The sequence below is a fragment of the Streptomyces sp. f51 genome (genome assembly GCF_037940415.1).
Lineage (GTDB): Bacteria > Actinomycetota > Actinomycetes > Streptomycetales > Streptomycetaceae > Streptomyces.
Genome location: NZ_CP149798.1, coordinates 6,777,289 through 6,803,074, shown reverse-complemented (window position 1 = coordinate 6,803,074; position 25,786 = coordinate 6,777,289). Strand labels below are relative to the sequence as shown.

Below are 25,786 nucleotides of genomic sequence, written 5' to 3'. Positions count from 1 at the left end.
CAGGCACCGAGGACAGTGCGCACGCCGGCGTTCGCGCCGGGTCGTTCCCGTGTCAGGTGAGGATCGGGCCGCGGCCTGCCGGCTCATCCGGCACGGAAGGAGCCACCTCGCGTCACCTTCGCCAGAACAGGTGGTGCGTCACACCGCTCGGGCTGGGCACGACCTCCAGATGGAACCGGTCGAGCAGCTCATCGGGGGACTCCCAGAGCCGCAGTCCGGACCCGAGCTTCACCGGCGAGACCGCCACGTGCAGGGTGTCGACGAGACCGGCGTCCAGGAACTGCCGGATGGTGGTGACCCCGCCGCCGAGGCGCACGTCCTTGCCCCGCGCCGCTTCCCGCGCCCGTTCGAGGACCGCGGCCGGGGCGCCGTCGACGAAGTGGAACGTGGTGTCGGAGAGCGTGAACGACGGACGCGTGTGGTGGGTCATGACGAACACCGGCGTGCGGAAAGGGGGTTCCTCCCCCCACCAGCCGCGCCACTCGTGGTCCGGCCAGGGTCCGCGCTGGGGCCCGAACTTGTTGCGGCCCATGATCTCGGCACCGATGTTGCGCGCGAAGTCCCGCGTGAAGTAGTCGTCGAGGCCCCGGCTTCCCCCGGGATCCGTGCGCATGGGCCAGCTCGCCGTGGCACCGGCCCAGGCGAACAGCCTCTCGGGACGGTCATGGCCGAACGGTCTCTCAAGACTCTGGTGCTCACCGGCACCGATTCCGTCACTCGAGATGTTGAAGTTCATGACTCTCAGCAGTTGATTCACGTGTCTCCTCGTCAGGTCGGGTCACGTCATCGTGCGGCGAGGCGCCCCACACCATGACGTCGAACGGGATGCGACCGGATCGACAGGGGCACGCGATCTCTTTCACCGACGGCCGGACAGGGCGGCCAGAGCGCTTCGGGCCTTCGGGGCGAGGAGGGGGCTGAAGTGGGGGTTGATGGCCAGCGCCTCGGTGAAGTCGCCGCGTGCGGCGTTCTGGTCGCCGAGTGTTTGCTCGATGACTGCCCGGTGGTAGCGGAAGAGGGCGTTGCGCGTGCCCTGGGCGAGGGCCCGATCGGATTCGGTGAGGGCCTCACGGTCCTGCCCGTTGACGTGAAGTGCCCAGGCCAGGGCGTCGTGGCTGTCCATGAACGGCCGGGTTTCCAGGCCTTGCCGGGCGATGGCCAGTGCCCTTTCGGCGTCACCGTGGTCGGCTTCGAACAGGGCCGCGTCGGAGTCGGGGGCGACTCCGTTGACGGTGAAGAGTTTCTGCTCGGCACGGAATACCTGGTACTGCTGGGCGGCTTCCCGGTCGCGGCCGAGGGACTGGTGGAACTCGCCGAGTTGGAGGACGTATTCGGGCTGGGGCAGCCTCTGTACGGCCCGGGTGAGGTCGGCGAGTGCCGCATCGGTGTGTCCGAGGGCGGCTTCGGCCCGCGCCTTGGCCTGGAGCAGGGGGGTGTAGCCGCCGTCGGCGGCCAGGCCCGCCTCCGCTTCCCTCAGTTCGGTGGCCGGGTCGCCGTTGTTGAAGGCGAGTTCGCCGAGGTAGTAGTGCGCGAAGGCCGCGTCGGCGGGGCCGGCGGCGTCATTGAGGGCCCGGCGCATGTCTGTTCGGGCCGTGGCGATGTCGCCGCTCAGTTCCGCGACGTAGGAGGCCCGGGAGAGGGACGGTGACCCGGGGCGGAGGTCGACCATCCTCTGGACGGCGTCGGCTGCCTCGGAGTAGCGGCCGAGCTGGGTGTAGGCGTCGGCGAGGGTTCCGTACAGGGAGGAGTTGTACGGGTTGACGGCGACGGCTTTGCGGGACCAGTCCAGCGCCTGGGTGAAGTGGTGGCGCCCGGCCTCCAGTGCGGCCATGCCGCCCATCGCCGTGAAGTTGTCGCCGGTGCCGAGGGCCAGCGAGCGCTTGAGGACCGCTTCGGCCTTGGGGTAGTACGCCGGGTCGGCGGTGCTCTTGGCCCGCTGGACGTAGTCGAGTCCGAGGGTGGCCAGTGCGACCTCGTCCCTTGGTGTCGCCTTCAGCTTGGCCTGGAGCCGGGTGATGTCCGCGGCGAGCGGATCGCCTCCGGCGAGCGGGCTCCCCGCTTCGACGGGCGCGGCGGCGCCGGTGCCGGTGGGCGCCGCGGGCCAGGGAGGCAGGCCAAGCCCTCCGGCGAGGAACATCGCCACACCGAGGACGCCGGCCACGGCGGCGGACAGCAGAAGGCGTCGGCGCTTCGGGCGTCGGCGGAAGGCCATGGTCAATTCCCGCTCCGGGATGGGGTGTTCGGGGACGATGGGGACGGGTGCGATCGGCCGGGGTGGGCCAGTGTGGCGTAGGCGACCACGTTGTCGCGGTAGCCGCCCGCCGCCGGGTCGTAGGTGCCGCCGCAGGTGATCAATCGCAGTTCGGGGGGACCGGTCGTCGCGTAGACCTCGCTGTCGGGGAAGTCGTCCTTCGCGTACTGCCGGAGTGCCCGGACGGTGAAGTCGGCGTGGGTGTGGTCGGCCCGGTCGATGGATATGGAGTCGCCCGGGCGCAGTGCCGCTATGCCGTAGAAGGCGGCCGGACCGGTCAGGGAGTCGACGTGTCCGACCACGATCGCGGCGCCCGCGTCACCGGGGCGTGGGCCGTCGCTCCACCACCCGACCTGGCTGGGCTCTTCCGGGGCGGCGAGGTGGCCGTCCGACTGCACGTGCAGGTCGGTCAGCGGGCGGTCCACGCCGATGCCGGGTATGCGGATCCGCACGGGCGGGGCGGCCTGCGTGGCCGGCTCGGCGGTCGGCCGGATGCCGGGAGCTTCGGCCGCGGGCAGGGCCCCTATGTCTATGGGGGCCGGTGTGCGGGTGTGTTCGGTGATGAGCGCGGTGGCGCCGGCCGCGGCCAGGCCCAGGCCGACGACGACAGCGGCCGCGGTGAGCCGGCGGATGCCGCGCGGCCGCCCGCCCTCCGGTGCGGAGGGCGGGCGGCCGGGTGCGGTGGGGGCGGTCACGCGCGGTCTGCCCGCCGGCGGCGCAGGGCCAGGACTCCGGCCCCGGCCAGCAGGACGCCGCCGCCGACGGCGGTCGCCGCGACGACAGGGAGGTTGCCGCCGAACGCGGTACCGCCGAAGCCCGCTCCGACGCCACCGTCGGGACTGAGGGAGCCGGCCTGGTTGACCGCGGCGGTGCTGGGCAGTGCCACGTAGGGGAACGACGCGCCGGGCGCGCTGTACGGGGCGTTGACGCCGTCTCCGGCCGCGAGGGCCTTCACGATCTTGCCGCTCTGGGCGGCGCCTTCCAGTGCCTGGAGCTCGATGTCGAGGACGTCGTCGGTGAGCCGGCGCCCGTTGGGGAACCCGGCGAGGTCCTGGCCGAGGACACCGAGGCGGTTGGGCTTGGCCGTGGGCGCCACGGACATGTTCAGCCGCAGCTCCTCGCTCGGGGTGAAGGCCTTCTTGTCGACGTCGGCGTTCAGGAGCTGGGAGTTGAGGTCCGCCTTGATCGGGCCGCAGGCCTTGCAGATCCCGGAGAGGAAGATCTCCACCAGGTCGTTCCGTGGGGTCGCGGGGGCCGGCACGCCGTAGATGCTCTGGACGACCTTGGGCAGGATCGGGTCCTTGACCGCGTCGACGACCGGGGTGACCGTGTGGTCCTGGTCGGGGCTGATCGTGTTGAAGGCGTCCTTGTACTTCAGCGGGACGACCACCTCGTTGACCAGTGGGTTGCCGAGGCGGGAGACCTGGTGCCAGCCGGATCCGGCACCCGACCCGTCCCTGCCCGGTGCCTTCCCGTCGTTCACGGCGTCCGCGTCGCCGTTCGAGGAGGTGCCTTGCGCGCCCTTGCTCCCCGACGAGCTGACCTGCGCGCCCTGGCGGTCGGTGGTGGACCATACGCCGATCACCGGGTTGCGGGTCGGGTCGCCGCCCAGCGCGAGGTCTTTCTTGGGCACCTGGATGGTGATGGTGTTGACGTTGTAGCCCGCGAGCGTGTTGTGGCCGGTCTCCGACAGGTTCCCCCCGTAGAGGAGGTCGAAGACCCTCAGGTCCGCGAAGAACGGGTCGGACGCCTGCCCGGCGTAGGTCTGTCCGCCGCCCGGAAGCTGCAAGGTGGCCTGCTTGCGCAGCGAGGCGTAGTTCGGCGTCGAGGCCTTGCCGACGTTGGAGGGCGCGGCCGGGGCGTCCTTGAGCAGGGTCCTGGTGCCGCGGGCGTCGGTGACCGTCAAGTCGTAGGTCTGGCGGAAGTTCAGGGTCGGGTCGTCCAGTTTGTTGACGACGCCGGTGTTGTACAGGAACTGGTGGGCGGCGTCGCGGACGTGGTCGGTGAACGACCACGTGTAGGTGGTGTCGGCCTTGCCATCGCCGTCACTGTCGATCTTGATGTCGTAGTGGGCGTCGTTGGCGAACGGGTAGAAGTTCGGGCCGCCGTTGGGTTCCTCGAACGGGATCCAGTTCGCCACCATCGTCACCGTGTCGGGTTTGTCCGGGCTGGTGAAGGCGTAGACGTCGGTGTTGTCCGCCTTCGGGTCGCCGGCGATCAGCGGCGCCTCGCGGTGACTGGAGGCCGAACTGACGCCCGGCGTCAGACTCGTGAGGGCGGCGGCGGACACCAGGGCGAGAACGCCGGTCGTGGCCAGCGCACGTTCGGCCGAGCGGGCGGGGAACCTCCGGCGCGTGCGGGAGCAATCCATGGGCCATCCGTTTCGGGTGGGGGCCCGCCTCTCCGGGGACGGGAGGGCGGGTTGACGGCGGTGGACACTCGAAGTCCCGGACGGACCCGTCGCGGCCCCGCCCGTCAGGGACGCGGGACTCACTGCAATACGTCCGTGATGCGACTTAAGTTACGAACAAGTCACCACGGGCATATCGGGCCTGCAACGCCGGAACGCCGAACGGGCGTCCCCGTCCGCCGCGCCCCCGGAGGCGGGGCGTCGAACCGATCTCCGGACCCGGGAGTCTCCTGATGGGCTGTCTCGGTGGCGGTCGCGGGCCGGGCGGGTGAGAAGCCCGGTCTGCCGACCTCCGCGCGACCCGGCGGGGTATAGGTGCGGTCACCAGGGCGGGCGACGCCTTCGGATGCCGTTCGGCGTCCCTCCTACAGCACCGGCGCGGAGGCGTCCCATGAGCCATGGCCACCTCGGTCGGCGTGCGGCAGCGGTGGCCGGCGTCGCGCTGTTCCTGTTCGGCGCGGCGGCACCCCTCGCGCAGGCCCATCCGCTCGGCAACTTCTCCATCAATCACTACACCGGGTTCACCGTCCGCCCCGGCCGGGTGGACGTGCTCGCCGTGACCGACAGCGCCGAGATTCCGACGCTGCAAGCGGCCACCGCCGTCGACACCGACCACGACGGCGGCCAGAGCGCGTCCGAACGCGCCGTATGGGCCGCGGCTCGCTGCGCCGACACGGCCGGCCGACTGTCCGTCACCACGCCTCGGCGCCTGGCCTGGACGGTGGATTCAGCCGCCTTCGTGTACCGGCCGGGCCAGGCGGGACTGCGCACCAGCCGTCTTGAGTGCCGCCTGCACGCAGCGCTGGACCTGGCGGGCGGGCCGGTGACACTGGAGGTGTCCACCGGCGTGGACGCGTCCCGCGTCGGCTGGAACGAGATCACCGCCAAGGGCGCCGGCACCCACCTGAGGCAGTCCACCGCGGCGGCCTCCTCGGTCACCGACGAGTTGCGCGACTATCCCCGTGACCTGCTGTCCACTCCGCGGGGGGACACCGCGGCCCGCTTCACGGCGGTCGCCGGCGAGGGCGCGTCCGGCGCCGCGGACCCGGCGGCCGGACCGGGTTCCGGCGGCCTGACCGGCCGGTTCGAGGCACTGTCCCGGCAGCTGACCTCGCTGGCCGGCGCCGAGCGCCTCACCGTCACCGTCGGCTTGCTGGCCGTGCTGCTCTCGATCGTGCTGGGCGCCGGCCACGCGCTGCTGCCGGGCCACGGCAAGACCGTCATGGCCGCCTATCTGGCCGGGCGGCGCGGCAGGGCCCGCGACGCGGTGACGGTCGGCGCCACGGTGACCGTCACGCACACGGCCGGCGTGCTCGTGATCGGGCTGTGCCTCACCACGTTCTCCTCGCTGGCAGGCGACGCCGTGCTCAACTGGCTCGGCGTCGTCAGCGGCGCGCTGGTGGCCGTGGTCGGAGGGGTCCTGCTGGCCGACGGCGTACGACGCTCACGCCGGGGGCGCCAGTCGGCCGACGGTGCCGGCGACCGCTCCTTGCCGATGGCCCCGGCCCTGGTCGGCGCCGGAGGCCCGGCTGCCGGAAACAGCGAGCTCGACGCCTCCGCGAACCCGACCGTTCCGGAGCACGGACACGCCCACGCCCCCGCCCCCGCCCACGGCGACCACCAGCCACACGATCGCCATCACGACCACAGCCACGCCCGCCATCACACCCACGACCACGCGCACGCCCACGCCCACGCCCACGCCCACGCCCACGGCAAGTCGCACCGCCACGGCCTGTTCGGGCATCACCACGCCCACCCGGCGGGCGACGGCGAAGCGCCACCCTTCTCCACCCGCGGCCTGATCGGTCTCGGCGTCGCCGGAGGCCTCGTCCCGAGCCCGTCCGCGCTCGTCGTCCTCCTCGGTGCGATCGCTCTGGGCCGGACCGTCTTCGGGATCACCCTCGTACTGGCCTACGGCCTCGGCATGGCGGCCACGCTCACCGCCGTCGGACTGCTCCTGGTCCGCCTCGGCGACCGGGCCGGGCGCCTCACCGGCCGTCCGCTGCCCGCCCGGGTACGCCGCATCGCCCCCTACACCGCGCTGTTCACCGCCGCTCTCGTCCTCGTCGTCGGCCTCGGCATGATGGCGCGCGGCCTGCAAACCGTCCTGTAGCACCCGGGAGATCCCATGGCTCGCCGACTGATCGCCCCCGTCACCGCCCTGCTCGGCGCCATCGCTCTCGGCGGATGCGGCGCCCCGGCCGTCGGCAGACTGGACGCACAGGCCAACGGCCCCACCCCCGTGTGCCGGGTCCACCAGAAACAACCGCCCGGCAGCAGATACACGGCGGGGACCAGGGCCGACACCGCGGCCGTCCTCCAGATGCTGCGCTACTACACGGCCAACGGAGCCAAGGCCTTCTGCGACGGCAAGCCGCCGACCGGCACCGACCGGCGCTGGACGGACCTCTACGCCGAACTCGGCGGCAGAACCCCCGCCGCGAAGCGGTGAGGAGGAAGAGCGGCGCGCACGGGCGGCGCTCCGGAGTCGCCCCGCACACCCTTCGCGTCGCTAGTGATCCCGCGGGGCGTCGAACAGGGCGCTGACGGACTCGCCGTTGTGGATGCGCCGTACCGCCTCGGCGAGCGCCGGGGCGATGGACAGGACGCTCAGCTTCTCGGTGTACTCCTCGACCGGGATCGGCACGGTGTTGGTGCAGACGATCTCCAGTACGTCGGGCTGTTCGCTGAGCCGCTTGAGCGCGCCCGCCGCGAACAGGCCGTGGGTGCAGGCGACCCGGATCGACCTCGGACCCAACTCCCGCAGCCGGTCCAGGAGTTCGAGGACCGTGCTGCCCTTGGCTATCTCGTCGTCGAGCACGATGACATCACGGCCGGAGATCTCGCCGATGACCGAGTTGATGCTCACCCGGTCGTCCGCGAACCGCTGCTTGGCGCCGGCGGCCACCTGGGCGCCGATCAGCCGGGCGAACGCGGCGGCCTCCTTGGCGTTGCCGAGATCGGGCGAGACCACCGTCGTACGCGAGAGGTCGTTGGTACGGAAGTGCGCGGCCAGCTCCCGCAGGGCGTGCAGATGGTCGACCGGCACCGAGAAGAACCCGTGCACCTGCGGGGAGTGCAGCGTCATCGCGAGGACGCGGCTCGCCCCGGCCGCCACGAGGAGATCCGCCACGAGCCGGCCGCCCAGGGAGATCCGGGGCATGTCCTTCTTGTCCGAACGCGCGTACGAATAATGCGGCATGACGACGGTGATCCGCCCGGCGGAGGCCCCGCGCGCCGCGTCGCACATCATCAGCAGCTCGACCAGGTGCTCCTGCACCGGGGCGACGAGCGGCTGCACCAGGAAGACATCACGTTCGCGGCAGTTGGCCTGGAGCTGGACCTCCAGGCAGTCGTTGGCGAACCGGCTGACCCGGGTCGGGCTGAGGGGCACACCGAGGTGCGCGCAGAGCTCGGCCGCGAGTTCTGGATGGGCACTACCGCTGAACACGGCGATGTCACGCACGTCCGCTCCTCGCATGGTCGAACCGGATCGCGTCGCCGGGCCCAAGATCGGCCCGGAGCCCGCACCTCATGCTACTGGCCGTCTTTCGGGCCTTCGACCGGGGACTTTCCGGTTGCGGTCCGGCCCGGGAAGTGCCGCACGCGCCGGGCGGCCTGCCAAGGGACTTGGAGGGTAGACGGACGTTCGAAAGGAGGAACGCCGACATGACGACGTCCATCAAGCGCATGCCCGGCTGGGCGAAGGTCCTCTCCGCCTTCGTGCTGGTGCTCGTGGTGCTGTTCGCCGGGCTGCGGCTCGCCGTTCTGCCGGGGCTGCGCGATGTGTTCGGCACGGAGACCCAGGACAATTCGGGCCCGACCCTGCTCAAGTCCATCCAGGACATGAGCCGTTACGAAGCGGCCTCGGGCAACTTCCAGGTGGTCGTGGACCTGGAGAAGGACGCGAAGTACCTGCCCGACGCGATCCGCGGCACCCGCACCCTGTACGTGGGAGCCGGCACCGTCGACGCCTATGTCGATCTCGGGCGCATCGGCGAGAAGGACGTGACGGTCAACAGCGACCGTACGTCGGCCACGCTCCGGCTGCCGCACGCGGCCCTGGGCAAACCCGCCCTCGACCCGGACCACTCCTACGCCGTCTCGAAACAGCGGGGTCTTCTCGACCGGATCGGGGACCTGTTCTCGGACAACCCAAACGACGAGCGGGCGGTGCAACGGCTCGCGGCCAAGCACATCGGCAAGGCCGCACAGGACAGCCGCCTCACCGCGCGGGCCGAGACGAACACCACCAGCATGCTCCAGGGCCTGCTGCGTTCCCTCGGCTTCACCGACGTGACGGTCACCTACGGCACCTGAACCCCGAGCAGGGTGCCCGTCGGCGCCGGACCGGCCCCACGGCCGCGCCCGGCGCCGACGGCCGTCCCGGGGGTGCCGGATCCTCGCCCCGCCGGGCACCGGTTCGGCGGGCGTTGTCGCAAAGCGCTCCCCTCCTCCGGGCCACGGGCATTCTCGGCCCGGTCGGGGGTATGCGGGCTGCACCAGAGAGCAGTTGAAAAGGGGAGGGTCTCATGGTCCGCACCGCGTTGCGCGCTCGTGCAGCGAAGGCCGGCCGGGGCAAACCGGCACCGAAGGCGGGATCGGACCGAGGCAAGGGCGCGGCGAACGCCGGACAGGGGAAGCCGGAGAAGTCCCGGTCGTTCTTCGGCCGCGGGAAGCCGGCGCCGAAGGCCGAGCGGGACAAGGAAACCGCGAAGACCGGGTCGCGGTCGTTCCTCCGCCGTGAGGCGCCGAAGCGGACCCCCGCACCGGCACCCGCCAAGGAGAGCCTGCCCCTGCCCGTGCGGCTCCTGGCCATGCTGGTCGCGTTCGCCGCCATGGTGGCGTTCGCCGTCGTCCTGGCCCGGCTGACCCTTGAGCCCTCACCCGCGTCGGCGGCCCTGATCCACAACAATCTCCACCCCGGGGCCTCGCTGCGCGCCTATCTCGACCAGCCGGAACTGCGCGACGCCGTCAAGCAGATCGGCGGGAACCTCGTGCTCGGGGTCCCCTTCGGTGTGCTGCTGCCCGTGGTGTTCCCCAGGACCCGCGGAATCCTGCGCGTCCTCCTGCTGACCGCGGCGGTCATGTTCCTGGTCGAACTGGTCCAGGGAGCCCTCATCACCGGACGCTCCTTCGACATCGACGACGTCATCCTCAACACGTCCGGCGCGCTGGTGGGTTACCTCCTCCTGGGCCGGCGGCTCGGCCGGGCCGTGCACCCCAGGAAGCGTCTGCGCGCCTGACCGCCCTCGCGGGCGCACCCGTCGTCGAAGCCCTCCGGAATCCCCTGCCGCATCGGGGCGTCCGGAGGGCTTCCGCGCCGGGTGCGTCAGTGCGGATGCCAGGTGAGCTTGTCGCCGCCGACCCAGCGGACCAGGTCGGGGTCGTCGAGATCGTCGACCGTGATGCCGTACGCCGCCGCGTACTCCAGGACGTCCGTGATCGCCTTCGCCTCGCCCACCATCTCGCCGTCGATCTCCATGATCCGGAACGGGGGCGTGCCCGGCTGCACCCCGAGCACCATGATCCGTGGGTGGGAGATGTGAGGGCTCGCGCTTTCGGTCATGACAAAAGCGTAAGGCGATTCCCGTCGTTCCCGCTGGTCAGCGGTGACACGCCGGACGCCCGCCGCCCGTGCCGCCGGGCAGGGGCGCAGCGGTGGGGCTCCGGACGTTCGCCCGGCCGGGTGACCCGGCTCCCCGCGGACCCCGCCCCGGCCCGCCGCCCGCCCGAGGTGGCACCCGCCGTGCGGGCGGGCGGCGGCTGGGCAACTCTGGGAGAGCGTGCGACGGCCGGCGCGAGCGCGGAAAGGAGTGCCGATGGACCCCGTCGAGGCCCTGGACCGGATCGCGTTCCTGCTGGAGCGGAGCCTGGCGCCCACCTATCGCGTACGGGCCTTCAGGACCGCGCGGACCCTGCTCGCCGGGCTGTCCGCCGACGAGGTCCGTGAACGCGCCGAGAACGGCACGCTGGAGTCGCTCAAGGGCATCGGCCCGAAGACCGCGCAGGTGGTACGGGAGGCGCTGGCCGGCGAGGTGCCCGGCTACCTGGAGAAGGTGGAGCGCGAGTCCGCGGGGCCGCTCGCCGAGGGCGGTGAGGGACTGCGGGCGCTGCTGCGGGGGGACTGTCATCTGCACTCGGACTGGTCGGACGGCGGCAGCCCGATCGAGGAGATGGGGCGTACGGCGGCACGGCTGGGCCACGAGTGGGCGGTGCTCACCGACCACTCGCCCCGGCTGACCGTGGCGAACGGCCTGTCACCGGAACGGCTGCGCGAGCAGCTGGCGGTCGTCGCCGAGCTGAACGAACGCTGGGCCCCCTTCCGCCTGCTCACCGGCATCGAATGCGACATCCTCGACGACGGATCGCTCGACCAGGAGCCGGAGCTGCTGGAGCAGCTGGACGTGGTGGTCGTGTCGGTGCACTCCAAGCTCCGGATGGAGTCGCGGCCGATGACCCGGCGCATGATCGCCGCCGTCCGCGATCCGCACGCGGACATCCTCGGCCACTGCACCGGCCGGCTGATCGAAGGGCGCGGCCGGCCCGAGTCCGAGTTCGACGCGGACGCCGTCTTCGCGGCCTGCGCGGAGTCGGGTACGGCGGTCGAGATCAACAGCCGCCCGGAGCGCCTCGACCCGCCGCGCCGGCTGCTGCGCCAGGCGGTCGACGCGGGTGTTCTGTTCTCCCTCGACACCGACGCGCACGCGCCGGGACAGCTCGACTGGCAGATCCACGGGTGCGCGCGGGCCGAGGAGTGCGGGGTGCCGCCGGAGCGTGTGGTCACCACGTGGACCCTGGAGCAGGTGCTGACCTGGGCCCGGACCCGCGAGAGACCGTGACACAGGTCACCGGCGACGGGCCCGTTCCCGGGAACACCCACAGGTAGTTACCCGTTGAACAAACCGTGGGTGTGGATGGGACAGTGTCCCCGGGCCTCACCCAAGCCCGCAGGGACGATCGTCCGGCTGAAGCCCTGTGGAGCGTTTCGCCGCGAGGCGACCGCCATCGGCGCCCACACAGACGACCCCGACCGTGATTCCCCCATCCGGTCGGGGTCTTTCTCGTGCCGGGCCGGCCGTTCGCCGCCGCGGCCGTGTCCGCTTGACTTCGAGTCCGCTCCAATTCGTAGCGTGCGGGCATGAGCACTGCACAGCACAGGATCGGTTCGGGATTCGGCGCCCGGAGCACCGCGGACGACGTCCTGGAGGGCGTCGACCTCTCCGGGAAGCTCGCGATCGTCACGGGCGGCTACTCGGGGCTCGGCCTGGAGACGACCCGGGCCCTGGCCAAGGCGGGTGCCCGGGTCGTGGTCCCCGCGCGGCGCCCGGCGACCGCGCGCGAGGCGCTGGCCGGCATCGACGGCGCCGAGACCGACGAACTCGATCTCGCCGACCTGGACAGCGTGCGCGCCTTCGCCGAGCGGTTCCTCGCCTCGGGCCGTGTCGTCGACATCGTCATCGACAGCGCGGGCGTCATGGCCTGCCCGGAGACGCGGGTCGGCCCGGGCTGGGAGGCGCAGTTCGCGACCAATCACCTCGGCCACTTCGCGCTGGTCAACCGGCTCTGGCCGGCGATCGCCCCGGGCGGCGCGCGGGTCGTGTCCGTGTCATCCGCCGGCCACCACAACTCCGGCATCCGCTGGGACGACGTGCACTGGCGGACCGGTTACGACAAGTGGGAGGCCTACGGGCAGGCGAAGACGGCGAACGTGCTCTTCGCCGTGGAACTCGACCGGCGGGGACGGGACTTCGGCGTACGGGCCTTCTCGCTGCACCCCGGCGGCATCCTCACCCCGCTCCAGCGGCACCTGCCCAGGGCGGAGATGGTCGAGCGCGGCTGGATCGACGAGGACGGCACCCCGCTGAACCCGGAGGGCTTCAAGACGCCCGAGCAGGGTGCGGCCACCCAGGTGTGGGCCGCGACCTCGCCCCGGCTCGCCGGCCTGGGCGGGGTGTACTGCGAGGACTGCGACATCGCCGAACCGGCTCCGGCGGACGGCACCCGGACCGGCGTGAGCGCCTATGCGACCGATCCCGAACAGGCCGCGCGGCTGTGGGAGTTGTCGGCCGAGCTGACCGGCGTGAACGCCTTCGGCTGAGCCGCGTCCGGGCCCGAGCGCCGGGAACGACCGTCGTTCGCCATGAAATCCCGCAGATCCGCGGTGAGTTGTTCGCGGTGGGTGGCGAACAGGCCGTGCCCGGCGTTCTCGTAGACCTTGAGCGTGCTGTCGGGCAGCAGGTCCGCGGCCCGGCGGCCGGTCAGGTCCAGGGGCGCCGAGGCGTCGTGGGTGCCGTGGACGACCAGGGCGGGCAGGTCGATCAGGGCCAGTTCGGGGGCGACGTCCAGGGTGACGACGAGGTCGCCGAGGGCGGCTCCGGCCCGCGCGGTCGCGCCGTGGCAGCGGTCGACCATGGAGCGTACGTACGCCTCGGAGAGGTCGTTGCCTGGCAGGCCGCGGGCGAAGAACGCGTCGGCGCCGTCCGCGAAGAACGCGGCCCGGTCCTGGCGGAACCGCCGGTTGCCCTCCTCGACGAGCGCCGGGTCGACGCCGCCCGGATGGTTCACGGTCCGCGCGGGGCCCGGCGCCAGACCGGCGACGAGCGCGATCCTCGCCACCCGCCCGGCCCCGTGCCGGGTCAGGCAGCGGACCAGCTCGGCGGTGCCCACGGAGTGTCCGATCAGGGTGACCTCCCGCAGATCGAGGTGCCGGAGCAGTCCGTCGACGTCGTCGGCGAGGCTGTCGAGGTCGAACCCTCCCCAGACGTCGTCGGACCGGCCGTGCCCGCGCCGGTCGAACCCGACACAGCGGTGACCGGCTTCGGCGAGCGGCAGCATCTGGTACTCCCACATCTCCGTCCCGAAGTAGGCGCTGTTGACGAAGACGGCCACCGGGCCGTCGGCGGGGCCGTGGTCGACGAAGTGCAGCTGGGCGCCGTCGACGGGGCTCGCGAAGTACGGCATGGGGTCCTCCCGGGATCCGGTGGTACGCGTTCGGGCTCTGGTGCCCTTCATGGTTCCGGGAGGCGGCGAACGGGTCGATTACCCCGGAGGTCATGCGGACGCGCGGTACCGGGTCCCGGCCTCAGTGCGGCGCCCGTTCCTCCAGGGCCGTGCGCCAGGCGGGGGAAGGTCCCGTCGGCGCGGGTTCCGCCCGCCGGCCGCCGCGGGCGAAGAAGTCGGCCAGCGGCAGGATCGCGGCACCGACCGTGACGGCGTCGGGGCCGAGCCGGCCGAGGTCCACCGTGACGTGCTGGGCCGGGTAGCGCAGGGCGTACGAGGAGGCGTACCGGCGGACCGCGGGCAGGAAGCGGGAGCCGAGCTGGAGTCCGGCCCAGCCGCCGATGAGGATGCGTTCGGGCTGGAAGAGGTTGATCAGGTCGGAAAGGCCCGCGCCCAGGTACTCCGCGGTCTCCTCCAGGACGGCGAGCGCGATCGGGTCCGGCTCGGTTCCCTCGGGCGGGTAGGCGGCGGCGAGCATCGCGGTGAGCGCGGTCTCCTCGTCGGTGCCCTCCGGGGGCCGTCCGCCCTCCTCGCGCCAGCGGTCCAGCAGTGCCTCGGCCCCCGCGTACGCCTCCAGGCAGCCGAGGGCGCCGCAGCGGCAGCGGCGGCCCCTGACGCGTACGGTCAGGTGCCCCCATTCGACGGACCGGCCGTTCTCGACGTCCTCGGTGACGAGGCAGGCGCCGACGCCGGAGCCGAAGAGCACGACCACCGCGTTGCGGGCGCCGCGTCCGGCGCCGAACCACATCTCGGCCTGGCCGAGGGTGCGGGCGCCGTTGTCCGCGAAGTACGGGACGGTGTCGGGGAGTTCGCAGGCGGAGCGGAGCAGGGACTCCAGCGGGACGGCGTCCCAGCCGATGGTCTGGCCGTGCACGACCGCGCCCTGCTCGGGCGTGCGGGCGACGATGCCGGGCACTCCGATGCCGACACCGAGGAGCTGTGCGGGGGCGATGTCCGCCTCGGCGAGGACCTCGGCGATGCCGTCGCGGATATGGCCGACGATGACGTCGACGTCGTACTCCTGACGCCGCAGCGGCCGGTCGGTCTCGTACCCCGGGTGCTCCAACGGCCGCTCGACACGGGCGAGTTCGGTGAGGGTCAGGTCGAACAGCTCGACACGGACGCGGGTTTCGCCGACATCGACGCCGATCATGTGGCCGCTGCCGGGCACGACACGCAGCAGGGTGCGGGGGCGGCCGCCGTCGGAGTCGACGCTTCCGGCCTCCTCGACCAGACCGTCGGCGACGAGTTCGGCGACCACGTTGCTGATGGATCCGGAACTCAGCCCGGTCGCGGGACCGAGTTCGTAGCGGCTCATCGGCCCGTCGAAATACAACCGTTGTAGTACGGCGGTCCGGTTGCCCCGCCGCAGGTCACGCACTGTCCGACCGTTCCGCCCCGCCATGTGATGTCCCTTCCGGCCTGCCCGACCTGCAAGATACCCCTGCGCGATCCCTTGACGCGACTTTCTTCCGGGTCTTAACTCACGTCCTAAATTAAGCCATGAGGGTCGTTCGGGAAGTGAACGCGGACGCCGTCATCGCTCCCTCCGGGAAAGGGACATAAGCAGCCATGCGCAGAATCCGAGCCGCGGCCGCAGGTGCGGTCACCATCTCTCTGCTGACCGCCGCGACCGCCTGTGGCGGCGGCTCGTCGAGCGGCGGGTCCAACGCCTCGCCGAAGACACTCACGTACTGGGCGTCCAACCAGGGCGCCAGCATCGAGATCGACAAGAAGACGCTCGCCCCCGAACTGGCCAAGTTCGAGAAGCAGACCGGCATCAAGGTGAAGCTGGAGGTCGTGCCCTGGTCCGACCTGCTGAACCGGATCCTCACCGCCACCACCTCGGGCCAGGGCCCGGACGTGCTCAACATAGGCAACACCTGGAGCGCCTCGCTCCAGGCCACCGGCGCGCTGCTGCCCTGGGACGCGAAGAACTTCGCCAAGATCGGCGGCAAGGACCGCTTCGTCGACTCCGCGCTCGGCTCGACCGGCGCCGAGGGCAAGGACCCCGCCGCGGTCCCGCTGTACTCGATGGCGTACGCGCTCTACTACAACAAGAAGATGTTCGCCGAAGCCGGCATCGCCAACCCGCCGGCCACCTGGGCCGAGCTGATCGCCGACGGCAAGAAGCTCTCCAAGGGCGGCCACTGGGGCCTCGGCGCGGAGGGGTCGAACGCCTCGGAGAACATCCACCACGCCTTCGTCTTCGCCAAGCAGCACGGCGCCGACTTCTTCACCTCCGACGGCCAGGCCGACTTCACCAACGACGGGGTCGTCGCCGCGGTCAAGCAGTACGTCGACCTGATGGCGAAGGACAAGATCATCGCCCCGGGCAACGCCGAGTACGCCCAGAACCAGTCGGTGAGCGACTTCGCCAAGGGCAAGAACGCCATGCTGCTGTGGCAGTCCGCGGCCGCCAACCTCAAGTCGCAGGGCATGGCCGACGACGCGTACGGCATCGCCCCGGTGCCCGTGCAGTCCGGCACCCCGGGAACGGGCACGAACGTCAACTCGATGGTCGCGGGCATCAACCTCGCGGTGTTCAGGAACACCAAGAACCTCGACGGCGCCACGAAGTTCGTGAAGTTCCTGACCAGTGACGCCGAGCAGAAGATCCTCAACGGCGCCTACACCTCGATCCCGCCGGTCAAGACCGCCCAGACGGACACCGCGTTCAACTCCCCCTCGAACGCGGTTCTGAAGGACACCCTGGCCAAGAGCGCGGCGGCGCTGCCGCAGGTCGCCGACGAGTCGCAGTTCGAGACCGCGGTGGGTACGGCCATCAAGGGCCTGTTCGCCGACGCGGCCGGCGGCCGCGCGGTGACCACCGCGTCGGTGAAGGCGGCGCTCGAGAAGGCCCAGCAGCAGATGCCGAAGAAGTGAGTGCGGACACCCTCATGACCACCACGACCGCCGCTTCCGCCGAACCCGGCGAGCGGACGGTGCGCAAGAGCTCCCCCGGTGCGGCGCGCGGCCCGCGCCGCACCGGGCGGATCAAGCGCATCGGCCTCCCCTACCTGCTGCTTCTGCCCGCGCTGGTGCTCGAACTCCTGGTGCACCTGGTGCCGATGGTGATCGGCATCGTGATGAGCTTCAAGGAGCTCACGCAGTTCTACATCCGTGACTGGGGCACGGCGCCCTGGGCCGGCTTCGACAACTACTCGGTCTCGGTGCACTTCGACGAGCCCGTCGGCAAGGCGCTGCTGCACTCCTTCTTCGTCACCATCGCCTTCACCCTGCTCTCGGTCGGCCTGTGCTGGCTGATCGGCACGGCGGCAGCCGTCTACATGCAGGACAACTTCGTCGGACGCGGTGTGCTGCGGGCCCTGTTCCTGGTGCCGTACGCACTGCCCGTCTACGCGGCCGTGATCACCTGGGTGTTCATGTTCCAGCACGACAACGGCCTGGTGAACCACGTCCTGCACGACCAGCTGCACCTCACCGACAAGCCGTCGTTCTGGCTGATCGGCGACAACAGCTTCTACGCCCTGCTCACCGTGTCCGTATGGAAGGGCTGGCCGTTCGCCTTCCTGATCGTCATGGCGGGCCTCCAGAACATCCCGGGCGAGCTGTACGAGGCCGCGGCCCTGGACGGTGCCGGACTGTGGCAGCAGCTGCGCCGCATCACCCTGCCGTCGCTGCGTCCGGTCAACCAGGTGCTGGTGCTGGTGCTGTTCCTGTGGACGTTCAACGACTTCAACACGCCGTTCGTCCTGTTCGGCAGGACCGCCCCGGACTCCGCGGACCTCATCTCGGTCCACATCTACCAGGCGTCCTTCGTCACCTGGAACTTCGGCACCGGCTCGGCGATGTCCGTCCTGCTGCTGCTCTTCCTGCTCGTGGTGACCGGCGCCTACCTGCTGCTGACCTCCCGGGGAAGGAAGACGGCCGATGTCTAGCGCCTCCACCACGCACCGCTCCCCGATGGCCCCGCCGCGGTCCTTCCTGTGGTCCCGGCGGATCTTCCTCACCCTGCTCACGAGCTTCGTCCTCGTGCCCGTCTACGTCATGGTCTCCAGCTCGCTGAAGCCGCTCGCGGACGTGTCGGGGAAGTTCCGCTGGATCCCGAGCGGTCTGACCCTGCGGCCGTACGTCGACATCTGGTCGACCGTGCCGCTGGCGAAGTACTTCGTGAACTCGCTGATCGTGGCGGGGGCGGCCACGATCTGCTCGGTCGTGATCGCCGTCTTCTCGGCCTACGCCGTCAGCCGCTACGACTTCCGCGGCAAGCGCGTCTTCACGGTCACCGTGCTGTCCACGCAGATGTTCCCCGGCATCCTCTTCCTGCTGCCGCTGTTCCTCATCTACGTCAACATCGGCAATGCCACCGGGATCGCGCTGTTCGGCTCGCGCGGCGGTCTGATCCTCACGTATCTGACCTTCTCGCTGCCGTTCTCGATCTGGATGCTGATCGGGTACTTCGACTCGGTGCCCCGCGATCTCGACGAGGCTGCTCTCGTGGACGGCTGCGGACCGCTCGGGGCGCTGTTCCGTGTCGTCGTCCCGGCGGCCATCCCCGGCATCGTCGCGGTCGCCGTCTACGCCTTCATGACCGCCTGGGGCGAAGTGCTGTTCGCGTCGGTCATGACCAACGACGCCACCCGCACCCTCGCCGTCGGCCTCCAGGGCTACTCCACGCTCAACGACGTGTACTGGAACCAGATCATGGCCGCCTCGCTGGTCGTCAGCGTCCCCGTGGTGGCCGGCTTCCTGCTGCTCCAGCGCTATCTCGTCGCCGGTCTCACGGCGGGAGCCGTCAAGTGACCGGCCCCGCCGAGGACATCGGCCCCATTGATGACGAAGGGACTTCAGTGACCATCGACCTTGCCGCCCTCCCCGAGGACTTCCTGTGGGGCACGGCCACGTCGGCCTACCAGATCGAGGGCGCCGTCAGCGAGGACGGCCGCTCCCCGTCCATCTGGGACACCTTCTCGCACACGCCCGGCAAGATCGACAACGGCGACGACGGGGACATCGCCTGCGATCACTACCACCGCTGGCGCGAGGACATCGGTCTCATGCGCCGGCTCGGCACCAACGCCTACCGGCTGTCCGTCGCCTGGCCCCGGGTGATGCCCGGCGGCGACGGCCCGGTCAACGCCAAGGGGCTCGACTACTACGACGCGCTGATCGACGGTCTGCTGGAGGCGGGCATCACGCCCTCGGTCACCCTCTACCACTGGGACCTGCCCCAGGTGCTCCAGGACCGGGGCGGCTGGCCGGCCCGTGACACCGCGCACCACCTCGCCGCCTACGCGTCGGCGGTCGCGGAGCGGCTCGGCGACCGCGTCCAGCACTGGACCACCCTCAACGAGCCGCTGTGCTCGGCCTGGATCGGCCACCTGGAGGGCCGGATGGCCCCCGGTCTGACCGACGTCACGGCCGCGGTCCGGGCCTCCTACCACCTGCTGCTCGGCCACGGACTCGCCACGCAGGCGATCCGCGCGGCCGTGCCGGGCGCGCAGGTCGGCATCGTCAACAACCTGGGCAGCATCGAGGCCGCCACCGACCGCCCGGAGGACATCGCGGCGGCGAGGCGGCAGGACGGGCACACCAACCGCTGGTGGCTCGACCCGGTGCACGGCCGCGGCTTCCCCGCCGACATGGTCGAGGTCTACGGCGTCGAGCTCCCCGAGGTCGCGGGCGACCTGGAGACGATGGCCCAGCCGCTCGACTGGCTGGGTCTGAACTACTACTTCCCGTCCAGCGTGGTCGACGACCCGACCGGCCCGGCCCCCCACGCCCGGCAGGTCAGCCGGCCAGGCGTGCCCGTCACGGCCATGGACTGGGAGGTCGAGGCCGCCGGGATCGAGCGTCTGCTGCTGCGCCTGACGAACGAGTACGGCGCCCGCAAGCTGTACGTCACGGAGAACGGCTCCGCCTACCCCGACGTCGTACGCCCCGACGGCACCGTCCACGACCCCGAGCGGGTCGCCTATCTCGAACAGCACCTGGCGGCCTGCGCCTCGGCGGTCCGCAAGGGTGTTCCGCTGGCCGGCTACTTCGCCTGGTCGCTGCTCGACAACTTCGAGTGGGCGTACGGCTACGACAAGCGGTTCGGTCTCGTGCACGTCGACTACAAGACGCAGGTCCGGACGATCAAGGGCAGCGGTCACCGCTACGCGGAGATCGTCCGCGAGCACCTCGGGCGCGCGAGCAGGGCGGCCTAGAACCTCGCCGGAACCCTAGGAACCTGTGTCGGCCGGGGCGTTCGCGCCCCGGCCGATCTCGTCGAGGGCGGCCGTCAGCTTCGGGGCCACCACCTCGCGCACCCAGGCGGCCCGTTCGTCGCCGGAGGCGCGGGGGACGGTCTCGATCAGCATGATCAGGTAGAGGTAACTGCGGTACAGGGCGAGGCGTTGCCCGGGTGCGCCACCGAACTCGACCGTTCCGCCGCCTTCTTGGTAGCCCGTCAGGAAGTCGGCGTCCCGGCGGATGTCCCCGAGCAGGGCCAGGGAGACGAAGTCGGCGAGCGGGTCCCCCCAGAACATGCGCTCGCCGTCGATCAGACCGCCGATGCGCGGTCCCGCCTCCGTGCGCTCGACCAGGATGTTCCCCCTCCACAGGTCGAAGTGGACGAGCCGGGGGACGGTGACCTCCTCCAGGGCCGCGAAGGCGCCCCGCGCGATCCGGGCCACCTCCTCCACGGGACGGGGCAGCCAGGCGCCGTAGCCGCGGGCGTCGTCCAGGAGCGCCTCGTACATCCCGGTGAAGGCGGTGCGCCAGTCGGGCGCGAGCGGACCGAGTGCGCCGGAGGGGTAGCCGAAGCCCGGTCCCGTCACCCTGTGCAGCCGGGCCACGAGGTGACCCAACTCCCTGCGGAGCGGGCCGCGTTCGCCCTCGGGCAGGTCCGCCCAGGGCTCGCCCGGGCAGTGCGTCATCAGCAGGTGGCCGTCGCGGTGGTCGCCCACCGGCGAGGGCGCCGGTACGCCGACGGCGCCGGCCTGGCGGTAGAACTCCGCCTCGGAGAGCAGGAGTTGCCGCTCGTAGGCGAGGGCGGGAACGGTGCGCGGGGGCGGAACCTTCAGCACGTAGCGGCTGCCGTCGGCCAGCGTCAGTTCCTCGACGGCGTTGTACGTGCCCCCGGACAGGACACGGCGGCCGACCAGGCTCCCGGACGGCAGTCCGGCCTCCCGAAGGGCCCGCCCGGCCCGCTCCCACTCGTCCGCTCCGGCTCCCGCGTCCCCCTCGCCCATGAGGTCACTGTGCCAGGTGACCCCGCGCGTCCGCAGCCCCCGTGTGACGGCGTCCACGGATCCCCGGAAATCCGCTGGCTCCCGATCCCGCGACTAGGTACCTTCGTTCAAAACCTAGGACCCCTAGGTTTGGTCACCGGCACCGGGAGGCTCCATGAGACCGCTCACCGAGCAGGACATCCGCACCTCGTTCGTCAACTGCTCCAGGGGCGAGGCGAAGCGGCTCGCGACACCGCGTGATCTCGACGAGCGGCCCTGGGACGACCTGGACTTCCTGGGCTGGCGGGATCCGGGGTCTCCCGACCGGAGCTATCTGGTGTCCGAACAGGACGGCGGGCTCATGGGGGTCACCCTGCGCCTCCCGTCCTCCCGGCGCGGGTCTCAGCACCGCAGCATGTGCTCGCTGTGCCTGACCACGCACCCGGGGGACGGGGTCTCGCTGATGACGGCCCGCAAGGCGGGCGCGGCGGGCCGCGAGGGCAACTCGGTCGGCCTCCACATCTGCGCCGACCTCGACTGCTCCCTCTACGTCCGGGGCAGGAAGCCCCTCCGGGCGGGAAGCCGCTTCGAGGAGACCCTGACGACACAGGAGCAGATCACCCGGACGGTCGACCGACTGTCCTCCTTCCTGGCGAAGCTGCGCGACTGAACCACGACCGCCGCACCATGACCGGGGCATGCCGGCCGCGGCTCTGCGCGCGGGACGCCGGGCGTGGCTCCCGTGTGCCGGGGCCCGTCGGCCGCGGCTCCCGTGCCAGGCGCTCCACGGCCGAGGCTCCCCTGCCAGGCGCTCCTCGGCCGCGACTCCCGCGCCGGGCGCTCGTCAGGATCCGGCGGGCGTCCAGTGCGGGTCGCGGCCCAGGAAGGCGAGCAGCGCCTCGGCCCGGCCGGCACCCTGGGGCACCTCGCGCGCGGGGGCGAACACGCCGAACGCCTCGCGCAGGTGGTCGGCCAGCCGGTCCGCCGCGAGCCGGATGCCGCCGGCCAGCTCGTCGTCGAGGGGGGACGCCTGGCCGGTCGCCACGGCGATGTCCCAGGCGTGCACGCCCGCGTCCATGGCGGCCGCGGCGGCGGCCACACCGAAGGGCAGCGGCCCGAGCGGTGTGGCCACCTCCTCCGCGTCCGCGCGCAGCCCCGCGTAGGCGTCGGCGACCTGGGCGAGGACCTTGTCGAGCTCCGCCGTCACGCCGGCCTCCAGGGTCCCGTCCGGGTGGAAGGCGTCCGACTCGGGCCACCCGGTGCCGGTCACCGCCGCGCCGTACGCCTGCTGGTCGAGCCGGGCGTGGTTGAGCACCTGGGCCACCGTCCACTCGCCGCACGGCGTCGGCGCGCTCCAGGAGTTCTCCGGCACCCCGGCGACCACGGCGCGCAGCCGGTCGTGCGACAGCGTCAGCAGTTCGATGCCCTGGACGTTGCTCGTTGCGCTCATTCCGGTGCCTCTCGATGCGGTACGACCCAGTCGATGCCTTCAATCTAGGACCCCTTGCGGACAGACAGGGTCCGCGATCAGCACGTTCGGTACCCGTGTTAAACGGGAAGGCCCCAAGGATGTACGAGGCACGAGGTGAGTGGACGGCATCCGTCGCGAAGATCGTGGAGCGACGCCGGGAGCCGGTGGTCGTCCAGACACTTCGTTCGACGGCCGCCGCGACGATCGCGTACGTGGTGGCCATCCATCTCAGCCCCGAGCCCGCCCCGCTGACCGCTCCCCTGACCGCGCTGCTGGTCGTCCAGGTCACCCTGTACTCGACGATCACCACCGCGATCCGGCGGGTGAACTCCGTGGTGGTGGGTGTCGTCATCGCCATCGGATTCAGCAGTCTGGTGGGTCTGACCTGGTGGAGTCTCGGGCTGATCATCCTCGCCTCGCTGGCGGTGGGGCATCTGGTCCGGGTCAGCGAGTTCGTGCCCGAGGTGGCGATCAGCGCCATGCTGGTCCTCGGTGTCACCCGGGTGGGCAGTACGGCCTGGGCCCGGGTCCTGGAGACACTGATCGGCGCGGTCGTGGGCCTCGCCTGCAACCTCGTGCTCGCACCACCCGTGTGGGTCGACATGGCCGGGGAGCAGATCGAGGACCTGGCGCGCCGGATGCGGCAGCTGATGCTGCGGGTCGGCGAGGGGGCCGCAGCGCACACCCCCTTCCACGTGGCGGCCGAGCGGCTGCACGAGGCCCGCCGGCTCGACAACGACATCGCCGGGGTGGACGCGGCCCTGCGGCAGGCCGAGGACAGTCTGAAGCTCAACCCGCGGGTGCGCGAAGGACTGATGCACCGCGTCGTGCTGCGCACCGGCCTGGACACCCTGGAGATCTGCACGGTGGTCCTGCGGGTCCTCGCGCGCAGCCTCACCGACCTGGCCAAGGAGCGGGAACCCAGCCCCCTGTTCGAACCACAGGCCGGGGCCGTCCTCCAGGAGCTGCTGTCCGAGATCGCCGACGCGATCGTCAGCTTCGCGGTGCTGGTGACCACCGACGTCACCCGCAACGCCGTGTCCGCCGAGGAGCGGCTCAGCGCGGAACTCGCCACGGCGGCCGCCACCCGCGACAAACTGGCCCAGCTGTTCCTGGAGGAGATCCAGCGCGACCCGAGCCAGTGGCAGCTGCACGGATCCGTCCTGGCCGAGACCAACCGCATCATCGACGAGCTCGACACCGAGCACCGCACCCGCAGGCTGTTCGAGGAGCTGGACCGCTGCACCCGTGAGCAGCGGGAGCGCCGGCCGCGCCTGACCCGGCTGCGGAACCGGCTGCGCCGGCCCCGCCGGAACCGGAACCGCTGAGCCGCCTCCCGTCGCTCCCCGTGACGGGCCGGCGGTTCCCGGCGTTGCGTGAGGCGCAGCGCGCAGTGCCGTTCTTGCCCTTCCGGGGTGCCGCACGCCAAGGTGGCCGTCACACCCGAGGCAACCGACACTCCGAGGTGCAGGCATGAGCAGTGGTGCACGGCCGACGCGCGGCACGGGCGGCGGCCTGAGCAGACGCCGCTTCGTCGGCGCGCTGGCGGGGGCCGCCGCGATCGCGACGGTCCCGGCACCGGCCGCGCCCCGGCCCGGCGGACCCGCCGTCGCGGCCCCGCTCCCGAAGGCGCCCCCGGCCGGCCCCACGGCGTCCGCGTCGGCGCCTTCGTCCCCGGCTCCGCGCTCCGGTCCGCGTCCGCTGTTCCTGGGCACGTACACCTCGGGCGACGGCTCCGGCGGAGGGATCGGTGTCGCCACGTACGACACGGCGACCGGCGCGATCACCGGCGGTGGCGTGGTGACGGGCGTGGCCAATCCGTCGTTCCTCGCGGTGCACCCGGACGGCCGGACGCTGTACGCGGTCGACGAGCAGGCCCCGGGCGCCGTGACCGCCGTCCGGCTCCCGGGGAACGAGGTGCTCGGCAGCCGGTCCACCGGGGGGTCGGGTCCCTGCCATCTGTCCGTGCATCCGGGCGGCCGCTGGCTGCTGAGCGCGAACTACGGCTCGGGGAGCGTCGCGGTGCACCCCCTCGACGCGTCCGGCGCGCCCGGCGAGCGCACCGATCTGGTGACGCACACCTCCCCCGCTCCGGGTCCGGGCCAACAGGGCCCGCACGCCCACCAGTTCGTCACGGCTCCGGACGGCGGGCATCTGCTCGCCGTCGACCTGGGCACCGACACGGTGTACACCTACCGCCTGGACGAGACCCGGGGGACGCTCACCGAGGTCTCCCGTGCGCGGACGAGGCCGGGCGCGGGCCCGCGTCACCTCACGTTCCACCCCGGCGGCCGGTACGCGTACCTGGCCAACGAGGTGGACGACTCGGTGACGGTCTGCGGCTACGACCCGGCGACCGGGCGCCTCACCGTGGGCGAGCCGCAGTCCACGGGCACGGGAGGCGGTACGAACTATCCGGCCGAGATCCTGGTGACGTCGAACGGCTCGTTCGCGTTTCTCGCCAACCGGGGCCACAACAGCCTGACGCGGTACGCGATCGAGGCGGACGGCGCCCGGCTGCGGCTCCTGGACACGGTCCCGGCCGGCGGCGACTTCCCCCGCCACATCGCGTTCTCGCCCGACGAACGGCTGCTGTTCGCGGCGAACCAGCGGTCGAGCACGGTCACGGTCTTCGAGGTCGACCGGGACAGCGGTGAACTCCGCCGCACGGGCGACCCGTTCGCCTCACCCCTCGCGGTCTGTGCGCTGCCGCTGTAGCGGGCGGTGGCAGGAGGCGGCGAGGCCCGCCTGGGTGAGTAGGACGTGCATGCGCTCCGTGAGCTGGGAGACGTCGTCGGCGGGCGCGTGGAAGGGCAGGCGTACGTCGCCGTTGCCGCGGGCCCGTTCGATGCGCAGGGTGAGTCCGTGGCGGTCGACGGCGAGGGGCTGGACGCGCACCGCGCCGTGCAGGCTGTCCGGTTCGACGAGCCGGGTGAGCCGCTCGACGGCGTCCGGGTGGGCGTCGGCGAGATGGGTCAGGAGGTGGGCCTCGGCGAGGGCGAGCGGATCGGGGCGGGCCTCGGCCAGTTCGTCCAGGTCGACCACCACGGTTCCGCCGGGCCGGCGCAGCACCGCGCGGGTGGTGCGGAACGCCAGCCGCCGGTCCTCGGGGACGAACCGGCCGGCGAGCCAGAGCCGGGCCCGGATCCGGTTCCGTACGGGGACGGGCGCGACGTCGGCGAACTCCAGGACGGCGGACGGCTCTCCGCGCGGCGAGCAGAGGGCGGCGGCCGACAGCGCGCTGTCCTCGGGCACGTCCAGGAGCACCCGACCGTCCTCGGTGACGGAGTGCGAGCCGACGAACTCCTCCCGGCCGCCCTCGGCGCTCACGGCGCAGGACCAGGCCGCGGCGAGCACCGAGCGGGCGTGCTCCGCGGCGCCGGGCGCGGCGGTCCAGGTGTGACGGTCACCCATCGACTTCCTCCTTAGGTAAGGCTTGCCTAACCTATCGGAGATCGAGCCGTACGCCA

The 25,786-nt window shown here is 71.8% G+C and carries 24 protein-coding genes; 13 read left to right on the top strand and 11 right to left on the bottom strand.

Going from position 1 to position 25,786, the window contains the following annotated elements:
- Positions 1–112: 112 nt before the first annotated feature.
- The 4 genes from WJM95_RS29445 to WJM95_RS29430 all read right to left on the bottom strand — a co-directional run bounded on the left by WJM95_RS29445 (position 113) and on the right by WJM95_RS29430 (position 4,622).
- Entirely contained in the window at positions 113–757 is a 645-nt protein-coding gene (locus tag WJM95_RS29445; protein WP_339133184.1) for a dihydrofolate reductase family protein, read from the bottom strand.
- Between the two features lie 102 nt (positions 758–859).
- A complete protein-coding gene (locus WJM95_RS29440; protein ID WP_339133182.1) occupies positions 860–2,212 on the bottom strand; it encodes a tetratricopeptide repeat protein in 1,353 nt (450 codons plus the stop codon).
- 2 nt (positions 2,213–2,214) lie between these two features.
- Positions 2,215–2,946, bottom strand: a complete 732-nt coding sequence (locus WJM95_RS29435; protein ID WP_339133180.1) for a class F sortase — start codon at positions 2,944–2,946, stop codon at positions 2,215–2,217.
- Positions 2,943–4,622 (bottom strand): DUF4331 domain-containing protein, encoded by a 1,680-nt coding sequence (locus WJM95_RS29430; RefSeq protein WP_339133178.1) that lies wholly within the window; start codon positions 4,620–4,622, stop codon positions 2,943–2,945. Before WJM95_RS29430 ends, WJM95_RS29435 begins: the two co-directional genes overlap by 4 nt.
- Positions 4,623–5,052: 430 nt before the next feature.
- On the opposite strand from WJM95_RS29430, the gene WJM95_RS29425 reads away from it, so the two are divergent.
- Together WJM95_RS29425 and WJM95_RS29420 are read left to right on the top strand one after the other, a co-directional pair.
- Positions 5,053–6,777, top strand: a complete 1,725-nt coding sequence (locus tag WJM95_RS29425; RefSeq protein WP_339133176.1) for a high frequency lysogenization protein HflD — start codon at positions 5,053–5,055, stop codon at positions 6,775–6,777.
- A gap of 15 nt (positions 6,778–6,792) precedes the next feature.
- On the top strand, positions 6,793–7,116 hold the full coding sequence (locus tag WJM95_RS29420) for a hypothetical protein (RefSeq protein WP_339133174.1): 324 nt from the start codon (positions 6,793–6,795) through the stop codon (positions 7,114–7,116).
- 60 nt (positions 7,117–7,176) lie between these two features.
- On the opposite strand, the gene WJM95_RS29415 is transcribed toward WJM95_RS29420, so the two are convergent.
- Complete coding sequence (locus tag WJM95_RS29415) at positions 7,177–8,130, bottom strand: ribose-phosphate pyrophosphokinase (RefSeq protein WP_339133172.1); 954 nt, start codon at positions 8,128–8,130, stop codon at positions 7,177–7,179.
- A gap of 203 nt (positions 8,131–8,333) precedes the next feature.
- On the opposite strand from WJM95_RS29415, the gene WJM95_RS29410 reads away from it, so the two are divergent.
- Positions 8,334–8,984 carry a DUF4230 domain-containing protein gene (locus tag WJM95_RS29410; RefSeq protein ID WP_339133170.1) on the top strand — a complete coding sequence of 217 codons (651 nt, stop codon included), beginning with the start codon at positions 8,334–8,336 and terminating at the stop codon, positions 8,982–8,984.
- Between the two features lie 212 nt (positions 8,985–9,196).
- Positions 9,197–9,910 (top strand): VanZ family protein, encoded by a 714-nt coding sequence (locus WJM95_RS29405; protein WP_339133168.1) that lies wholly within the window; start codon positions 9,197–9,199, stop codon positions 9,908–9,910.
- Positions 9,911–9,996: 86 nt separating this feature from the next.
- Here WJM95_RS29405 and WJM95_RS29400 read toward each other — a convergent pair whose 3' ends face one another.
- Positions 9,997–10,233: a hypothetical protein gene (locus tag WJM95_RS29400; RefSeq protein WP_339133166.1), complete on the bottom strand. Its 237-nt coding sequence runs from the start codon at positions 10,231–10,233 to the stop codon at positions 9,997–9,999.
- A 253-nt stretch (positions 10,234–10,486) separates the two neighbouring features.
- On the opposite strand from WJM95_RS29400, the gene WJM95_RS29395 reads away from it, so the two are divergent.
- Positions 10,487–11,506 (top strand): PHP domain-containing protein, encoded by a 1,020-nt coding sequence (locus WJM95_RS29395; RefSeq protein ID WP_339133164.1) that lies wholly within the window; start codon positions 10,487–10,489, stop codon positions 11,504–11,506.
- A gap of 299 nt (positions 11,507–11,805) precedes the next feature.
- The gene (locus WJM95_RS29390) at positions 11,806–12,765 is read left to right on the top strand and encodes an SDR family NAD(P)-dependent oxidoreductase (protein ID WP_339133162.1); all 960 of its coding nucleotides are present in this window, start codon (positions 11,806–11,808) and stop codon (positions 12,763–12,765) included.
- Here the strand turns inward: WJM95_RS29390 and WJM95_RS29385 are convergent.
- On the bottom strand, positions 12,687–13,628 hold the full coding sequence (locus tag WJM95_RS29385; protein WP_339133157.1) for an alpha/beta hydrolase: 942 nt from the start codon (positions 13,626–13,628) through the stop codon (positions 12,687–12,689). The two genes, WJM95_RS29390 and WJM95_RS29385, sit on opposite strands and share 79 nt — an antisense overlap.
- A 121-nt stretch (positions 13,629–13,749) precedes the next feature.
- Positions 13,750–15,072: an ROK family transcriptional regulator gene (locus WJM95_RS29380; RefSeq protein ID WP_339133155.1), complete on the bottom strand. Its 1,323-nt coding sequence runs from the start codon at positions 15,070–15,072 to the stop codon at positions 13,750–13,752.
- A gap of 167 nt (positions 15,073–15,239) precedes the next feature.
- Between WJM95_RS29380 and WJM95_RS29375 the strand changes: the two genes are divergently transcribed.
- Genes WJM95_RS29375 through WJM95_RS29360 form a run of 4 tightly spaced genes read left to right on the top strand, consistent with a single transcriptional unit; the run spans position 15,240 to position 19,840 of the window.
- Complete coding sequence (locus WJM95_RS29375; RefSeq protein ID WP_339133153.1) at positions 15,240–16,553, top strand: sugar ABC transporter substrate-binding protein; 1,314 nt, start codon at positions 15,240–15,242, stop codon at positions 16,551–16,553.
- Between the two features lie 14 nt (positions 16,554–16,567).
- Positions 16,568–17,569: a sugar ABC transporter permease gene (locus WJM95_RS29370; RefSeq protein ID WP_339133151.1), complete on the top strand. Its 1,002-nt coding sequence runs from the start codon at positions 16,568–16,570 to the stop codon at positions 17,567–17,569.
- A 25-nt stretch (positions 17,570–17,594) separates the two neighbouring features.
- Positions 17,595–18,434, top strand: coding sequence for a carbohydrate ABC transporter permease (locus WJM95_RS29365; RefSeq protein WP_339135924.1), 840 nt, complete (start codon positions 17,595–17,597; stop codon positions 18,432–18,434).
- 47 nt (positions 18,435–18,481) lie between these two features.
- Positions 18,482–19,840, top strand: coding sequence for a GH1 family beta-glucosidase (locus tag WJM95_RS29360; protein WP_339133150.1), 1,359 nt, complete (start codon positions 18,482–18,484; stop codon positions 19,838–19,840).
- Positions 19,841–19,855: 15 nt separating this feature from the next.
- On the opposite strand, the gene WJM95_RS29355 is transcribed toward WJM95_RS29360, so the two are convergent.
- A complete protein-coding gene (locus WJM95_RS29355; protein WP_339135922.1) occupies positions 19,856–20,866 on the bottom strand; it encodes an aminoglycoside phosphotransferase family protein in 1,011 nt (336 codons plus the stop codon).
- Between the two features lie 154 nt (positions 20,867–21,020).
- Between WJM95_RS29355 and WJM95_RS29350 the strand changes: the two genes are divergently transcribed.
- Positions 21,021–21,515 carry an FBP domain-containing protein gene (locus tag WJM95_RS29350; protein ID WP_339133149.1) on the top strand — a complete coding sequence of 165 codons (495 nt, stop codon included), beginning with the start codon at positions 21,021–21,023 and terminating at the stop codon, positions 21,513–21,515.
- Positions 21,516–21,689: 174 nt separating this feature from the next.
- Here WJM95_RS29350 and WJM95_RS29345 read toward each other — a convergent pair whose 3' ends face one another.
- Positions 21,690–22,295: a TIGR03086 family metal-binding protein gene (locus tag WJM95_RS29345; protein ID WP_339133147.1), complete on the bottom strand. Its 606-nt coding sequence runs from the start codon at positions 22,293–22,295 to the stop codon at positions 21,690–21,692.
- Positions 22,296–22,414: 119 nt separating this feature from the next.
- On the opposite strand from WJM95_RS29345, the gene WJM95_RS29340 reads away from it, so the two are divergent.
- A complete protein-coding gene (locus WJM95_RS29340; protein WP_339133145.1) occupies positions 22,415–23,644 on the top strand; it encodes an aromatic acid exporter family protein in 1,230 nt (409 codons plus the stop codon).
- 145 nt (positions 23,645–23,789) lie between these two features.
- Entirely contained in the window at positions 23,790–25,034 is a 1,245-nt protein-coding gene (locus WJM95_RS29335) for a lactonase family protein (protein WP_339133143.1), read from the top strand.
- On the opposite strand, the gene WJM95_RS29330 is transcribed toward WJM95_RS29335, so the two are convergent.
- Positions 25,002–25,730 (bottom strand): DUF2470 domain-containing protein, encoded by a 729-nt coding sequence (locus tag WJM95_RS29330; RefSeq protein ID WP_339133141.1) that lies wholly within the window; start codon positions 25,728–25,730, stop codon positions 25,002–25,004. The genes WJM95_RS29335 and WJM95_RS29330 overlap by 33 nt on opposite strands.
- Positions 25,731–25,786 lie beyond the last annotated feature (56 nt).

Excerpts from the sequence above, each read along its gene's own strand:
- WJM95_RS29385 (WP_339133157.1), bottom strand. The coding sequence starts at position 13,628 with ATGCCGTACTTCGCGAGCCCCGTCGACGGCGCCCAGCTGCACTTCGTC.
- WJM95_RS29380 (WP_339133155.1), bottom strand. The coding sequence starts at position 15,072 with ATGGCGGGGCGGAACGGTCGGACAGTGCGTGACCTGCGGCGGGGCAAC.
- WJM95_RS29405 (WP_339133168.1), top strand. The coding sequence starts at position 9,197 with ATGGTCCGCACCGCGTTGCGCGCTCGTGCAGCGAAGGCCGGCCGGGGC.
- WJM95_RS29365 (WP_339135924.1), top strand. The coding sequence starts at position 17,595 with ATGGCCCCGCCGCGGTCCTTCCTGTGGTCCCGGCGGATCTTCCTCACC.
- WJM95_RS29335 (WP_339133143.1), top strand. The coding sequence starts at position 23,790 with ATGAGCAGTGGTGCACGGCCGACGCGCGGCACGGGCGGCGGCCTGAGC.
- WJM95_RS29395 (WP_339133164.1), top strand. The coding sequence starts at position 10,487 with ATGGACCCCGTCGAGGCCCTGGACCGGATCGCGTTCCTGCTGGAGCGG.
- WJM95_RS29430 (WP_339133178.1), bottom strand. The coding sequence starts at position 4,622 with ATGGATTGCTCCCGCACGCGCCGGAGGTTCCCCGCCCGCTCGGCCGAA.
- WJM95_RS29425 (WP_339133176.1), top strand. The coding sequence starts at position 5,053 with ATGAGCCATGGCCACCTCGGTCGGCGTGCGGCAGCGGTGGCCGGCGTC.
- WJM95_RS29370 (WP_339133151.1), top strand. The coding sequence starts at position 16,568 with ATGACCACCACGACCGCCGCTTCCGCCGAACCCGGCGAGCGGACGGTG.
- WJM95_RS29345 (WP_339133147.1), bottom strand. The coding sequence starts at position 22,295 with ATGAGCGCAACGAGCAACGTCCAGGGCATCGAACTGCTGACGCTGTCG.
- WJM95_RS29340 (WP_339133145.1), top strand. The coding sequence starts at position 22,415 with ATGTACGAGGCACGAGGTGAGTGGACGGCATCCGTCGCGAAGATCGTG.
- WJM95_RS29355 (WP_339135922.1), bottom strand. The coding sequence starts at position 20,866 with ATGGGCGAGGGGGACGCGGGAGCCGGAGCGGACGAGTGGGAGCGGGCC.
- WJM95_RS29375 (WP_339133153.1), top strand. The coding sequence starts at position 15,240 with ATGCGCAGAATCCGAGCCGCGGCCGCAGGTGCGGTCACCATCTCTCTG.
- WJM95_RS29420 (WP_339133174.1), top strand. The coding sequence starts at position 6,793 with ATGGCTCGCCGACTGATCGCCCCCGTCACCGCCCTGCTCGGCGCCATC.
- WJM95_RS29440 (WP_339133182.1), bottom strand. The coding sequence starts at position 2,212 with ATGGCCTTCCGCCGACGCCCGAAGCGCCGACGCCTTCTGCTGTCCGCC.
- WJM95_RS29410 (WP_339133170.1), top strand. The coding sequence starts at position 8,334 with ATGACGACGTCCATCAAGCGCATGCCCGGCTGGGCGAAGGTCCTCTCC.
- WJM95_RS29330 (WP_339133141.1), bottom strand. The coding sequence starts at position 25,730 with ATGGGTGACCGTCACACCTGGACCGCCGCGCCCGGCGCCGCGGAGCAC.
- WJM95_RS29400 (WP_339133166.1), bottom strand. The coding sequence starts at position 10,233 with ATGACCGAAAGCGCGAGCCCTCACATCTCCCACCCACGGATCATGGTG.
- WJM95_RS29350 (WP_339133149.1), top strand. The coding sequence starts at position 21,021 with ATGAGACCGCTCACCGAGCAGGACATCCGCACCTCGTTCGTCAACTGC.
- WJM95_RS29390 (WP_339133162.1), top strand. The coding sequence starts at position 11,806 with ATGAGCACTGCACAGCACAGGATCGGTTCGGGATTCGGCGCCCGGAGC.